Origin of the sequence: Ancylobacter crimeensis, from assembly GCF_023016805.1 — a bacterium.
In the GTDB taxonomy this organism is placed as follows: Bacteria; Pseudomonadota; Alphaproteobacteria; order Rhizobiales; family Xanthobacteraceae; genus Ancylobacter; species Ancylobacter crimeensis.
The window spans coordinates 112,124-125,408 of the sequence record NZ_JALKCH010000010.1; the positions used below are offsets into that span (position 1 = coordinate 112,124).

Consider the following 13,285-nt stretch of genomic DNA (forward strand, 5'->3'; position numbering starts at 1 on the left):
GGAACGGGCGAGGAGCGGACGCTGCCTTCAGGCGTGGCCGGCTTCGCTGGACAGCATGCCAGGGTGAATGCCGATCTTGCGCAGCGCCTGATCGTATTTTGTGCCGGTATCGGTACCGAAGATCAGCCCGGTATCGGCCGGGCAGTGCAGCCAGCCATTCTGCTGGATCTCGTTTTCCAGCTGCCCCGGCGCCCAGCCGGCATAGCCGAGCGCGAGCACAGCGTCATGCGGGCCATCCCCGCGCGCGATCGCCTTCAATATGTCGAGTGTGGCGGTGAGGCAGATGCCGCTGTCGATCGGCAAGGTCGAATTCTCGACGAAATAATCCGCGCTGTGCAGCACGAAGCCGCGCCCGGTTTCCACCGGCCCGCCCTTGAGCACCTTCACTTGCCCGACCTGCGTGGGCAGGCGGATGAGTTCGGTTTCGGGGATGACGTCGAGCTGGACCAGCAGATCCGAGAAATTGATGTGGCTCGCCGGCTGGTTGACCACGATGCCCATGGCGCCTTCCGAGGAGTGTGCGCACAGATAGATCACCGCGCGGGCGAAGCGCTCGTCGCGCATGCCGGGCATCGCGACCAGCATCTGCCCGTCGAGGAACTGGTCGGCGCCGTCGTCTTCCGTCATCGAACCGATTTTCATCCTGAGAAGGGTAAAGCGTGGCCGCCCATTTTCAAGCGCCGGGGAGCGCTGGCGAGCCCCGACGCGACCTCGGCTTCACACGAACGTGCGGATTTGCCGCTTTTCCGGCGGGGGTCGAAAAGGCTATGCGGCTTGGCATGATGTGCTCGCGTTCCTCCCTCTTGCGCACCCGCTCGCCCGGTCCGGCCCTGCGGCTCGTTGCCGGCTTCGTCGGGCTGCTTCTGCTGCCGTCCGCGGCTCTTGCGGGGGCGGAATCGGACTGGGTCTCCTCCGGCGGCGGCGCGGTGCGGCTGGTGGCGGGTGCCACGGCTGGAGGCGCGCTCGATGCCGGGGTCGAGATCCGGTTGCAGCCGGGCTGGAAGACCTATTGGCGCTATCCCGGCGACAGCGGGGTTCCGCCACGCTTCGACTGGTCGGGCTCGGAAAACCTCGCGAGCGTCGCAGTGAAATGGCCGGCGCCCCATCGCTTCGACGATGGCGGGGGCAGCTATTCCATCGGCTACAAGCGCGACCTCGTGCTGCCGCTCGTCGTCACGCCGAAGGATCCGGCACGGAAGCTGGCGCTGAAGCTGACGCTGGACTTCGCGGTGTGCGAGAAGATCTGCCAGCCGGCCCGTGCCGAACTGGCGCTCGACGTGCCCGCGGGCGGCGCCGCGCCGTCGAACCCGGAGCTCGTTGCGGCGCAGGCGTCGGTGCCGGCGCAGGCCGCGCTCGGCGCGGCCGGGCCGACGGGAATCGGTCGCGTGCAGATGACCGAGGACGACGGCGTGCCGGTGCTGCGCATCGAGGCGCGCACCGCCCATGCCGAGAGCGCCGATCTCTTCGTCGAGGGGCCGAACGAGGACTGGGCGCTGCCGCTGCCGATCCGCAGCGCGGGCCCCGACGGGACGACGCTTTTCACCGTTCCGATCGACGGCGTGCCCAAGGGGGCCGACATCGCCAAGACCCCGCTGCGCCTGACCCTGGTGGATGGCGAGCGTGCCGTCGAGGTGGAAGCGACGCCGTCCCGGTGAGGCGTTCGCAGTGAGGCCACCCCGGTGAGGCTTCGCGTCGCCGATTGGGCGTACCCTTCGCGCAAAAATGCTCTAGTGTGCCGGCCCCGGCGCCCGATATAGGCGCCGCCGCATCCGCATCGACGAAAGGGACAGACCCATGACGATCAAGGTCGGCGACATGCTGCCGAGCGCCACCTTCCGCATCTCGACCGCCGACGGGCCGGTGCCGAAGTCCACCGACGAGATCTTCAAGGACAAGAAGGCGGTACTGTTCGCCGTTCCGGGCGCCTTCACCCCGACCTGCCACAAGAACCACCTGCCGGGTTTCATCGCCCGCGCCGACGAGTTCTTCGCCCGCGGCATCGACCTCATCGCGGTCACCGCGGTGAACGACCCGTTCGTGATGTCGGCTTGGGAGAGCGCCTCCAATGCCGGTGGCAAGATCCTGTTTCTCTCGGACGGCAATGGCGAGTTCGCCCGTGCCCTCGGCCTCGAGTTCGACGCTTCCGGCGGCGGCCTCGGCCTGCGTTCCAAGCGCTATTCGATGCTGGTCGACGATGGCGAGGTGAAGGTGCTGAACGTCGAGGACGTGCCCAGCAAGGCCGACAAGACCGCTGCCGAAGTGCTGCTCACGCAAATCTGAGGCCCGTTTCTTTCGCGATTGCGAAGGACATTCTGCACACGAGATGCCCGGCCCGCTGCCGGGCATCTGCATTTTCCGGCAGGCCGGTCAGGCGATGATGTCCGGCGTGATCTGATCTTCGAGAAAGCCGATGCGGTCCTTCAGGTGCAGCTTGCGCTTCTTGAAGCGTGCGAGCTGCAGCTGGTCGGAGCCGGGCATGGTCTGCAGGGCATGGATGGCCGCGTCCAGATCGCGATGCTCCTGCCGCAGGCGCTCGAGGAGAGCCGAAAGCTCGCGTTCCTCATCCGCCATCATCTGTCCTGCGCCTCGCACCACGAACCGATCCGGGCCGCCATCGAAGCGGCGGCCGCCGCGCTGCTTCGCGTGAGTCGCGGCGGGGTCGAGTATCCCCACCCATGGCCCGCTCCGCAACATCTGCTGCGCCGCACGACCATGTTGCGTTGCAGCGACGCGATTCGTCGACAGCCGCCATCGGCCATGACAGACTGATGACGTTCCTACCAAAAGACAGGGAGAGATTGTCCATGTCCATGCAGGCGCATGTCGCGGAGTTGGAACGGCGTCACCAGGCGCTCGACAAGCAGCTCAAGGAGGAGATGGCCCACCCGGGCTCTGATGTCAGCCGGATCAACGACCTGAAACGCAAGAAACTGCACCTGAAGGACGAAATCACCCGATTGAAAGGTGAGACGGTACATTAGAGCCGTTCCGGTCAGGTGCAGTCACCTGACCGACAGAACGCGCTCTGGATGATTTTCGAGTATTTTCTGGTCGCGAAACCTCGATCGACGTTCGCGGAAAATGCTCTGGCTGCGGCTGTGGTGCACGGGATGTGTCGGGGCTGATGTCCCGTTCGGTGCGCCATCCGGCGTGAGTGTGCCGGAACCGTCCGGCCGCGTTGCCTGTGCCGGAAGAATCCATGTCTATTGCTGGCGTTTTCCGGCAGGCGTTTCATTCTCGGCTTGGCTGCGGCTTGATGACGAAGTCGCGCTGCCGTGCCGCTTTCCGACGTACCGGCCCATGGTGCCACGGCGCCGGGCCTGCCCATCGCGAGCGCCGCCGGTTCTTTTCTGGAGCCGGCGGCGTCTTGTTTGGCGCCGAGGGGAGCTGCCGTCCGCGATCGGGAGCTGCCGCTTGCCATCGGGCGTCCGAACGACGAATCTTCGATGGCGCCTTGTGCGGAATCAAGATGAGTGACGGGGATCGGTCCCATCATTCCTGCGTGCCGGACGGACTGTCGGAGCCTGCCTCCGAAAGAGACCCCGCAAAGGGGCGAAACCGAGCCAGGCGACGAACCATAAAGAAACGTTCGGAGGAACGCCCTATGACCAATGCAGCGGAGGCTGCCTATCGCGCGGTCCATGCCCGCTCCCTCGCCGATCCGGCCGGCTTCTGGTCGCAGGCGGCGCGAGCGATCGAATGGATTGCGGAGCCGCGCATGGTGTTCGAGGGAACGCTGGGCGCCTATGGCCGCTGGTTCGTCGGCGGCATCCTGAATGCGTGCCACAATGCGGTGGACCGCCATGTCGATGCCGGCCGCGGCCAGCAGGCGGCGATCCTCTATGACAGCCCGGTCACCGGCACCAAGCGCCGCGTCACCTATTCGGAACTGCTGGGCGAGGTACGCACCCTTGCCGGCACGCTGCGCGACATGGGGGTGGAGAAGGGCGATCGCGTCGTCATCTACATGCCGATGGTGCCGGAAGCCGTGTTCGCGATGCTGGCCTGCGCGCGCATCGGCGCCATTCATTCGGTGGTGTTCGGCGGATTCGCCGCCGCCGAGCTCGCCGCCCGCATCGACGACGCCGCGCCGAAAGTGGTGCTCGCCGCCTCCTGCGGCATCGAGCCGAACCGCGTGGTGCCCTACAAGCCGCTGCTGGACCAGGCGCTGAAGCTGGCGAAGCACAAGCCGCAGCGCTGCCTCATCCTGCAACGCCCGCAACTGCCCGGCGAACTCATGCCCGGGCGCGACCTCGACTGGGCGGCGGCGCGCGACCATGCCTATGCCGGCTCCCGCGGGGTGGAGTGCGCGCCTGTCGGCGCCACCGAGCCGCTCTATATCCTCTACACCTCCGGCACCACCGGCCGGCCCAAGGGCGTGGTGCGCGACACCGGCGGCTATCTGGTGGCACTGGCCTGGTCGATGGAGGCGCTCTACGCCATGAAGCCGGGCGAGGTGTTCTGGTCGGCCTCGGACATCGGCTGGGTGGTCGGCCATTCCTACATCGTCTACGCCCCGCTGCTCGCGGGCTGCACCACGGTTCTCTACGAGGGCAAGCCGGTGGGTACGCCGGATGCCGGCGCTTTCTGGCGGGTGATCGACGAATACAAGGTGCGGGTGCTCTTCACCGCGCCCACCGCGTTGCGCGCGGTGAAGAAGGAGGACCCCGCCGGCCTGTTGCGCGCGCCCTACGACCTCTCCAGCCTGCGTGCGCTCTTTCTCGCCGGCGAGCGGGCGGATCCCGATACGGTGCGCTGGGTTGAGGGGCAGCTCGGCATTCCGGTGGTCGATCACTGGTGGCAGACCGAGACCGGCTGGGCGATCGCCGGCAATCCGCTCGGCATCGGAAAGCTGGATGTGGAACCCGGCTCCACCGGCGTGCCGATGCCGGGCTATAATGTCGAGGTGCTGGACGAGGCGGGCCACCCCGTGCCGGCAGGCCATATCGGTTCGGTCGCCATCAAGCTGCCGCTGCCGCCCGGCTGCCTGCCGACGCTGTGGCAGCAGCCCGACCGTTTCCGCGAGACCTATCTCGAGGAATTCCCCGGTTACTACAAGACTGCCGATGCCGGCGTCTTCGACGAGAAGGGCCGACTTTCGATCATGGGGCGCACCGACGACATCATCAATGTCGCCGGCCACCGCATCTCGACCGGCGAGATCGAGGAGGTGCTGGCCGGCGTGCCGGAGGTGGCGGAATGTGCCGTCATCGGCGTGCACGACGCCATCAAGGGCGAGGTGCCCTGCGGCTTCCTGGTGCTGAAATCGGGCGTGTCCGCCGCGCCGGAAGAGGTGGAGCGCGCCGCGGTGGCGCAGGTGCGCGAGCAGATCGGCCCGGTCGCCGCCTTCCGCCTCGCCCTCGTGGTCGGCCGGCTGCCCAAGACGCGCTCCGGCAAGATCCTGCGCGGCACCATGAAGAAGATCGCCGACCATGACGACTGGACCCGCCCGGCCACGATCGAGGATCCGGCGGTGCTGGAGGAGATCGAGGCGACACTGAAGGCGCGCCGCACCGTGGACGGCGAGAAGGTGGCCTGAGGCGGGGAACGCACCCCGGAAAAGCAGAAAGGCCGGACACGAGGTCCGGCCTTTTTCGTCTCGGGCAGGAGGAGGGCGAGGCGCCCGCGGCTCACTCCTCGCCGTCGTTCTCGCTGCGGCGGGAGCCGCCCAGCTTGGCGAACACGGTTTCGAGGTCGAGCGCTTCTTCCTTCTGCCGGCGCGGCGGCGGGGTGAAGGGCTCCTCATAGTCCTGGCCGGAGGTGGTGACGTCGGTCGGCAGCAGGGTCGCGCCCTGCTCGGCGACGGCCGCCGGGCGATCCTTGGAGGAGCGCTGCACCTCGATGTCGAGGTCGATCTGCGAGCACAAGCCGAGCGTGACCGGGTCCATCGGGGTCAGATGCTGCGCATTCCAGTGGGTGCGCTCCTTGATCGACTCGATGGTGGTCTTGGTGGTGCCGACGAGGCGCATGATCTGCGCGTCCTTCAGCTCCGGGTGGTTGCGCAGCAGCCAGAGAATGGCGTTGGGCCGGTCCTGGCGCTTGGAGACCGGGGTGTAGCGCGGGCCGCGGCGGCGCTTGGGCTCGGGCAGGCGGACGCGGGATTCCTGCAGCTTCAGCCGGTGCGCCGGGTTCTTCTCCGCGCGGTCGATCTCCTCGCGGTTGAGCTGGCCGGTGGAGACCGGGTCGAGCCCCTTGATGCCCTGCGCGACTTCGCCGTCGGCGATGCCCTTGACCTCGAGCGGATGCAGTTTGCAGAACTCGGCGATCTGGTCGAAGCTCAGCGCGGTGTTTTCCACCAGCCAGACGGCGGTAGCCTTCGGCATCAGGGGTGCGTTGGCCATGGCACGCTCTCCACTTGCGAATTTCGTTGCGGCGCCGCCGGGAAACGGTGGTTTCGGGGCGGTCATTCGGGGCGTCGGTTCGCGCGCAACAGCTCTCATGCTCTGCCCGACCCTTCGGGGGCGGAGCCTCGGACCGTCTCGCGATGACCGGGATCGGCTGAATATAGGCGGCGACGGCCTCGGGTGCAAATCCTAAACGAGCTGTGATGTTACCGCTGCGAAAGCGGCTGCTAGGGTCGCGGCCTTCGCATCAGAATCAGGATTGACCATGAAGACCTTTGCCGCTCCCGTTGCCGCCCTCGCCAGCGCCCTTCTCCTCGCCGTCGCGGCGCCGGCCGGCATTGCCTATGCCCAGCAGCCGGGCACGGCGGATCCGGCGAAGATCAGCGGCGGCACCTATGGCGTGGACGACCACCACACCCAGGTGAGCTGGACCGTGAACCATTTCGGCATCTCTCCGCTGACCGGGATGTTCGGCAAGATCGGCGGCAGCCTCACCCTCGATCCCGCCAAGCCGAACGAGGCGAAGCTCGACATCACCATCCCGATGTCCGGCCTCGTCGTGACCTCCGCGGATTTCGGCGGCCATCTCGCCAGCGCCGATTTCTTCGACGCCGCCAAATTCCCGGACGCCACCTTCCGCTCCACCAAGGTCGAGGCCTCGGGCACCACGGCGAAGGTGACCGGCGACCTCACCCTGCACGGCGTGACCAGGCCCGTGACGCTTGCCGTCGCCTTCTTCGGTGCCGGCATCAATCCGATGAGCAAGGCCGAGAATATCGGCTTCACCGCAACCGGCTCGCTCAAGCGCAGCGATTTCGGCATGGGCCGCAACGTGCCGGTGGTGTCCGACGAGGTGGAACTGCGCATCACCGGGGCCTTCGCGAAGAAGTGAGGTCCGGCGCGGGGCCGGCCTCGCGCTTGACAGCGCCGGCCCCGGCACCCATGAGGAAAGCGCGTCCCCAAAATGCGCTTCCCTCGGCGCACCTGGGGTGCCGGGGCTGCGATGGATCGAGCGATGAGTGCTGCGGAAAAGCCGCCTTCAGATGTCCTGCCGCCCCTGCGCGTTCTGCTCTGCGCCCCGCGCGGCTTCTGCGCGGGCGTGGTGCGGGCCATCGACGCGGTGGAGAAGGCGCTCGCGCTCTACGGTCCGCCAGTCTATGTGCGCCACGAGATCGTCCATAACAAATATGTCGTCGAGGGGCTGAAGGCGAAGGGCGCGATCTTCGTGGAGGAGCTTCACGAGATCCCGTCTGGCACCTCCGCCCCCGTCATCTTCTCCGCCCACGGCGTCGCCAAATCGGTGCCGGAGGACGCGGCGAGCCGCCGCTTCTTCGCCATCGACGCCACCTGCCCGCTGGTCACCAAGGTGCATCGCGAAGCCACCGTGCACCACAAGCGCGGGCGCGAGGTGGTACTCATCGGCCATGCCGGCCACCCGGAGGTGATCGGCACCATGGGCCAGTTGCCCGAAGGGGCCGTCTCGCTGGTGGAAACCGCCGAGCAGGCCCGCCATTTCACCCCGCGCGACCGGGACAATCTCGCCTACACCACCCAGACCACGCTCTCGCTGGACGACACCGCCGAGATCGTCGCCATCCTCAAGGAACGCTTCCCGGCGATGGTCGCGCCCCACAAGGAGGACATCTGCTACGCCACCACCAACCGCCAGGAGGCGGTGAAGAAGGTGGCGGGCTCCGTGGATGCGATGATCGTGGTCGGCGCGCCGAACTCCTCCAACTCCCAGCGCCTGCGCGAGGCCGCCGAGCGCGAAGGCTGCGCCATCGCCGTTCTGGTGCAGCGGGCGAGCGAGATCGACTGGGACCGGTTCGGCAACATTGCCTCTCTCGCGGTCACGGCGGGCGCCTCCGCCCCGGAGATTCTGGTGGAGGAGATCATCGACGCCTTCGCCGAGCGCTATGCCATCACGGTGGAAACCGTCCATACCGTGCAGGAGGACGTGTTCTTCCCGCTGCCGCGCCAGCTCCGGCCCGACGCGGCGGAATAGCCCCGCCACCTTCCATCCGACGAAAGACCCCGAGCGCGCATGGCCGTCTATACCGATGTCTCCCCCGAGGAGCTGGAAGCCTTCCTCGCCCATTACGTGATCGGCCGGCTGCGCGCCTTCAAGGGCATCGCGGAAGGGGTGGAGAATTCGAACTACCTGCTGCAGACCGAGGCCGGCAGTTTCATCCTCACGCTCTATGAGAAGCGGGTGAAGCGCGACGACCTGCCGTTCTTCATCGGGCTGATGGAGCATCTGGCGAGCCGCGGCATCGCCTGTCCCCAGCCGGTGAAGACGCGCGAGGGCGTCGCGTTGGGCGAGCTCGCCGGGCGCCCCGCCGCCATCGCCACCTTCCTGATTGGCACCTCGGTACGCCGGCCGACCGCCGCCAATTGCGCCGCAGTGGGCGAAGCGCTGGCGCGGCTGCACGAGGCCGGCGCAGGCTTCGCGCTGAAGCGGGCCAATGCGCTCTCGGTCGCCGGCTGGCGCCCGCTCTTCGCTGCGGCGCAGGGCCGGGCGGACACCGTGGTGCCGGGACTGGCGGGGCTGATCGCCGATGAGCTTGACGCGCTGGAGGCCAACTGGCCGGAAGGCCTGCCGGACGGGGTGATCCATGCCGATCTGTTCCCGGACAATGTGTTCTTCACCGACGAGAAGCTCTCGGGGCTGATCGACTTCTATTTCGCCTGCAACGACCTGCTGGCCTATGACGTCTCGATCTGCCTCAACGCCTGGTGCTTCGAGCCCGACGGGGCGTTCAACATCACCAAGGGGCGGGCGCTGCTGGCGGCCTATCAGGCGGTGCGGCCCTTCTCCGAGGCGGAGATCGCGGCGCTGCCGCTGCTCGCCCGCGGTTCGGCGCTGCGCTTCCTGCTGACCCGGCTGGTGGACTGGCTGAACGTGCCGCCCGGCGCGCTGGTGCGCCCGCACGACCCGAAGGAATATGTCCGCAAGCTGCGCTTCCACCGCACGGTGACCAGTGCGCGCGACTACGGGATCGGGGCATGAAGAGCGCCCCGGGAACCCAGCGTGTCTTCGCCGACGATTCCGCGACAGCGGGCGGGGATGCGGGGAAAGGGATCGTGGCGGTGTGGACCGACGGCGCCTGTTCCGGCAATCCCGGCCCCGGCGGCTGGGGCGCGATCCTGCGCTATGCGGGAGCGGAGAAGGAGCTCTCCGGCGGGGAATCGCCCACCACCAACAACCGCATGGAGCTGATGGCCGCCATCTCGGCGCTGGAAGCCCTGAAGCGGCCCTGCACGGTGGATCTCAACACCGACAGCGAATATCTGCGCAACGGCATCACCAAGTGGATCCATGGCTGGAAGCGCAATGGCTGGCGCACCGCCGACAAGAAGCCGGTGAAGAATGTCGATCTGTGGGAGCGGCTGGACGCCGCGCTCGCCCGCCACGAGATTCGCTGGCACTGGGTGAAGGGTCATGCGGGCGACGCGATGAACGAGCGCGCCGACGAACTCGCCCGTGCCGGCATGGCGCCCTACAAGCGCGGGGGCGGGCGTGGCTGAGCCTTTCGCACCCGGCATGGTGAGCGGTGCGCCGCGCCTGCTGCTGCGGCTGGAAGCACTGGGCATCCTTCTGGCGTGCCTTGCCGCCTATCATGGGCTGGGAGCGAGCTGGTGGCTGTTCGCGCTGCTGATCCTGGCGCCCGATCTCGGCATGGCGGGCTATCTCGCCGGGGCGCGGGCGGGGGCCATCGGCTACAACGCCACCCACACCTATCTGGCCCCGCTCGTGCTGGGCGCCGCCGGCCTGCTGTGGGCCGTCCTCCCGGCGCAGGCGCTCGCGCTGATCTGGGCGGCGCATATCGCGGGCGATCGGGCGCTCGGTTTCGGGCTGAAATACCCTGACCGCTTCGGTCTCACCCATCTCGGCCTGTCCTCCGCCGGTAAAAGGGCAGCCTCGGCGGCGCAGAATGGGGATCGGGCGGCTCGCCCGGATTGACAAGAGGGCGTGCCGTCCGTTATCAGCCGACCTCGATTTTGAAGCTGGCGGATAGGGGCGCGGCCGTGGAGGCGCCGTCTCATGCGCAGGCGCCGATCCGAAGGTTGAGTGTCATGAAGATCCGTAATTCGCTGAAGTCGCTGCTCGGCCGTCACCGGGACAACCGTCTGGTGCGCCGCAAGGGCCGCGTCTACATCATCAACAAGACCCAGAAGCGCTTCAAGGCGCGTCAGGGCTGATCGTTCTGCCGCAGGGGGCATCCCTTGCGGCACCTCGTTCCGCTCCGGGAGCCTGTGCGCTCCATCGAGCCCTGCCGGTCGCGTTCACGTTTTCGCGGCCCGCATTGACCGGACCCGCATCACCCCTAGACTGGCATGATGCGCGCTCCCGTCTTAACATCACTCCTCTGTGCCTTGGCTCTCGGCTCCGCCGCGCCGGCTTTCGCTCGCGCCGATGATGCCGCGTCGCGGCCGCTGCCGGCCTTTTCCGAGGTGCAGCAGGACGACAGGCCCGGTGTTCCATCTCCTGATTCCGGCCTCCCCGACGGTTCGGCGTCGCCCGCGCCCGTCGCCCCCACGGTGAACGGCAAGCCGGCCGCGCCGTCCGCCCTCGCGCCCGCATTGCCGGACCGTGCCAGGCGGATCGACGCGCTGTTCGCGGCGTTGAAGGCGGCTCCGACCCCGGATGCGGCCAAGGACATCGCCCAGCGCCTCGAAATCGCGCTGCTGCCCTCCGACAGCGACACTGCCGACGTGCTGATGAGCCGTGCCGCCATCGCCTCGCAGGCCAAGGATTACGACCTCGCGATCCGGTTGCTCGACGGCGTGCTTGCGGTCGCGCCCGACCATCTGGAGGCGTGGAACCGCCGCGCCATGGTCTTCTACATGAAGGAGGACTACGCCGATTCCCTTGCCGATCTGCGGCAGGTGGTGGCGCGCGAGCCGCGCCATTTCGGCGCCTGGGCCGGCATTGCGATGATCTGCAAGGATCTCGGTGACGAAAAACATGCGCTGGAAGCGGCGCGCATGGCCCTCGCGGTTTATCCGCAGCTTGAGGCCATGAAGGAGATGGTGAAGGACCTCGCCATCACCGTCGAGGGCCGGCCGATCTGAGGCGGCCCGTCTTCACGCCCGCTCGTAATCGATGAAGCTGAAGGCGTGGTCGTCCTTCTCGCCTTGCAGCGGCCCCTCCCGATGCACCTCGCGCCAGTCCGCGGCGTCGAAGGGCGGGAAGGTGACGTCGCCCTCCGGGCTTGCGTGGATGCGGGTCAGGCGCAGCGCGTCGGCGCGGGGCAGGGCGGCGGCATAGAGCATCGCCCCGCCGACCAGCGCCGCCTCGTCCACGCCCAGCCGTTCGGCTTCCGCACCGGCCAGCCTCATCGCCTCATCGAGCGTGGCGGCTTTCAGCACGCCGTCCGGCAAGTTGAGGCCGGCATCGCGGCTCACCACGATGCTGGTGCGCCCGGGCAGCGGGCGGCCGATCGATTCGAAGGTTCGCCGCCCCATCACGATCGGCTTGCCCCAGGTGATGGCGCGGAAGCGCTTCAGATCGCCCGAGACGTGCCAGGGCAGCGCATCCCCGCGTCCGATGACCCCGTTCTCCGCCACCGCCACCACGATGACGAGGCGCAACCGCGTGCGCCCGCTCATGCCGCGCTCCTGCCGAGCCGGGCCAGCACCGCATCCGCCGCCGCGAGGCCGGTGAGATGGGCGCCGTGGGCGGTGGAGTAGAAATGGGGCGAGGCCGCCTCGCCGGCGAACAACACCTTGTCGTCCAGCGTCTGCCCCAGCCGCGCGCGCATATGCGCCAGGCCGGGCAGGGCGCAGCTATAGGCACCCCCGATCAGCGGATCGGCGATCCAGGCCGTGGTCGCGGTCTGCACCACATGGCGGGCGATGTCGGCGCCGAAGGCGTCCTTCAGCGCGGCGAGGCCGAAATCCACCATCGCCGCCGGCCCCTCCTTCACCAGCCGCGCCGCATTGTCGCCGGCCAGCTGGCCGATCGCCATGGGATGACCGAAGGGATTCAGCGTGAAGTTGATGGGCGCGCGGCTCGGATCGGCCAGGTCGATGGTGTCGGCATAGCTCACCGCCGGCAGGCCGAACACGTCGCGGTCGAACTGGAAGGCCACCTTCTCCGCGCAGCCGAGCGGCAGGGCTGCGAAGGCCTCCGCGAGTTCCGCGGGCAGGGCGGGGGCGAAGGCGAGCGCGCCTTTCGCGATCACCGTGGTCGGCACCGCGACGATGGCAGTCTTGCCCTCGACGCGACCTTTTGCGGTCTCCAGCACCACGCCGGGCCCGGCCCAGTCGAGTTTCCGCACCGGGCAGCCAAGCGTGATCGGAAGATCTGGCGCGGTATGGCGGGCCAGTGCGGCGATGAGCGCGCCATAGCCGGCCTCGACCGGGTAATTCTCGCCGGTATCCTCATAGGCGACGTAATCGAGCGTCGAGAGCCGCTCCGGCTCGGCGGCGGACATCAGCGCCAGCCAGTGCCGGGTCATGCGGTACCAGGGGGAGGCGGTGTCCATCACCGCGCTGGCGGCGACGTCGCGCCCCGCCTCGCCGGCCGCCTTTACATCGTGATAGCCGACCTCGATCGCGTTCCACACCGCGAGCCGCTCCGCCTCGTCCGCCCAGCGCGTGCCGAGATGGGTGGCCCGCGCCTGCCGGCTGCCGCGCACGGCATAGGAGCGGCCGAGCGCGTCGGCGGCTGCGCGCAGCGTGTTGATGGAGGCCGAATGCAGCCAGTGGCAGCCCTGGTCCCAGGGTATGCCGGAAAAGCTCGTGGTGTCGGTGAAGGCGCGCCCGCCGATCCGCTCAGCGGCTTCGAGCACCGCGACATCGAGCCCGGCGGCATGGAGGCGGGCGCCCGCGGCAAGGCCGGCGGCACCGGCACCGATCACGACGACATCGAGGCTCTGGGACACGGCAGGCACCCGCGCCGGGCAGGAAGGCGCAGGCACCCGGCCGGCGCATCG

16 protein-coding genes are annotated in these 13,285 nt (G+C 68.3%); 11 read left to right on the forward strand and 5 right to left on the reverse strand.

Features of this window, described 5'->3' with window-relative positions; genetic code table 11:
- Positions 1–27: 27 nt before the first annotated feature.
- Entirely contained in the window at positions 28–627 is a 600-nt protein-coding gene (locus tag MWN34_RS15425) for a YqgE/AlgH family protein (protein ID WP_247030200.1), read from the reverse strand.
- Between the two features lie 152 nt (positions 628–779).
- Between MWN34_RS15425 and MWN34_RS15430 the strand changes: the two genes are divergently transcribed.
- Both MWN34_RS15430 and MWN34_RS15435 read left to right on the forward strand, forming a co-directional pair.
- On the forward strand, positions 780–1,655 hold the full coding sequence (locus tag MWN34_RS15430) for a protein-disulfide reductase DsbD domain-containing protein (protein ID WP_247030201.1): 876 nt from the start codon (positions 780–782) through the stop codon (positions 1,653–1,655).
- A 139-nt stretch (positions 1,656–1,794) separates the two neighbouring features.
- Entirely contained in the window at positions 1,795–2,280 is a 486-nt protein-coding gene (locus MWN34_RS15435) for a peroxiredoxin (RefSeq protein ID WP_247030202.1), read from the forward strand.
- Positions 2,281–2,367: 87 nt separating this feature from the next.
- Here the strand turns inward: MWN34_RS15435 and MWN34_RS15440 are convergent, their stop codons facing one another.
- The gene (locus tag MWN34_RS15440) at positions 2,368–2,574 is read right to left on the reverse strand and encodes a YdcH family protein (protein WP_247030280.1); all 207 of its coding nucleotides are present in this window, start codon (positions 2,572–2,574) and stop codon (positions 2,368–2,370) included.
- A 230-nt stretch (positions 2,575–2,804) separates the two neighbouring features.
- On the opposite strand from MWN34_RS15440, the gene MWN34_RS15445 reads away from it, so the two are divergent.
- The gene (locus MWN34_RS15445; protein WP_247030203.1) at positions 2,805–2,981 is read left to right on the forward strand and encodes a YdcH family protein; all 177 of its coding nucleotides are present in this window, start codon (positions 2,805–2,807) and stop codon (positions 2,979–2,981) included.
- 623 nt (positions 2,982–3,604) lie between these two features.
- A complete protein-coding gene (locus tag MWN34_RS15450) occupies positions 3,605–5,539 on the forward strand; it encodes a propionyl-CoA synthetase (protein ID WP_247030204.1) in 1,935 nt (644 codons plus the stop codon).
- 91 nt (positions 5,540–5,630) lie between these two features.
- Here the strand turns inward: MWN34_RS15450 and MWN34_RS15455 are convergent, their stop codons facing one another.
- Positions 5,631–6,341: a DUF1013 domain-containing protein gene (locus MWN34_RS15455; protein WP_247030205.1), complete on the reverse strand. Its 711-nt coding sequence runs from the start codon at positions 6,339–6,341 to the stop codon at positions 5,631–5,633.
- A gap of 268 nt (positions 6,342–6,609) precedes the next feature.
- On the opposite strand from MWN34_RS15455, the gene MWN34_RS15460 reads away from it, so the two are divergent.
- From MWN34_RS15460 to MWN34_RS15490, 7 genes are all read left to right on the forward strand, one after another.
- A complete protein-coding gene (locus MWN34_RS15460) occupies positions 6,610–7,236 on the forward strand; it encodes a YceI family protein (protein ID WP_247030206.1) in 627 nt (208 codons plus the stop codon).
- A 123-nt stretch (positions 7,237–7,359) separates the two neighbouring features.
- On the forward strand, positions 7,360–8,349 hold the full coding sequence (gene ispH / locus MWN34_RS15465) for a 4-hydroxy-3-methylbut-2-enyl diphosphate reductase (RefSeq protein WP_247030207.1): 990 nt from the start codon (positions 7,360–7,362) through the stop codon (positions 8,347–8,349).
- 39 nt (positions 8,350–8,388) lie between these two features.
- Complete coding sequence (locus tag MWN34_RS15470; RefSeq protein ID WP_247030208.1) at positions 8,389–9,354, forward strand: homoserine kinase; 966 nt, start codon at positions 8,389–8,391, stop codon at positions 9,352–9,354.
- Positions 9,351–9,872 carry a ribonuclease HI gene (gene rnhA, locus MWN34_RS15475; protein ID WP_247030209.1) on the forward strand — a complete coding sequence of 174 codons (522 nt, stop codon included), beginning with the start codon at positions 9,351–9,353 and terminating at the stop codon, positions 9,870–9,872. Before MWN34_RS15470 ends, rnhA begins: the two co-directional genes overlap by 4 nt.
- Complete coding sequence (locus MWN34_RS15480) at positions 9,865–10,308, forward strand: DUF4260 domain-containing protein (protein ID WP_425532125.1); 444 nt, start codon at positions 9,865–9,867, stop codon at positions 10,306–10,308. The genes rnhA and MWN34_RS15480 overlap by 8 nt, the downstream gene beginning before the upstream one ends.
- Positions 10,309–10,421: 113 nt before the next feature.
- A complete protein-coding gene (gene ykgO, locus MWN34_RS15485; protein ID WP_013167868.1) occupies positions 10,422–10,547 on the forward strand; it encodes a type B 50S ribosomal protein L36 in 126 nt (41 codons plus the stop codon).
- Between the two features lie 339 nt (positions 10,548–10,886).
- Complete coding sequence (locus tag MWN34_RS15490) at positions 10,887–11,420, forward strand: tetratricopeptide repeat protein (protein ID WP_247030210.1); 534 nt, start codon at positions 10,887–10,889, stop codon at positions 11,418–11,420.
- Between the two features lie 12 nt (positions 11,421–11,432).
- Here the strand turns inward: MWN34_RS15490 and MWN34_RS15495 are convergent, their stop codons facing one another.
- Positions 11,433–11,957, reverse strand: coding sequence for a dihydrofolate reductase (locus MWN34_RS15495; RefSeq protein WP_247030211.1), 525 nt, complete (start codon positions 11,955–11,957; stop codon positions 11,433–11,435).
- On the reverse strand, positions 11,954–13,234 hold the full coding sequence (locus tag MWN34_RS19715; protein ID WP_247030212.1) for a flavin monoamine oxidase family protein: 1,281 nt from the start codon (positions 13,232–13,234) through the stop codon (positions 11,954–11,956). The genes MWN34_RS15495 and MWN34_RS19715 overlap by 4 nt, the downstream gene beginning before the upstream one ends.
- Between the last annotated feature and the right edge of the window lie 51 nt (positions 13,235–13,285).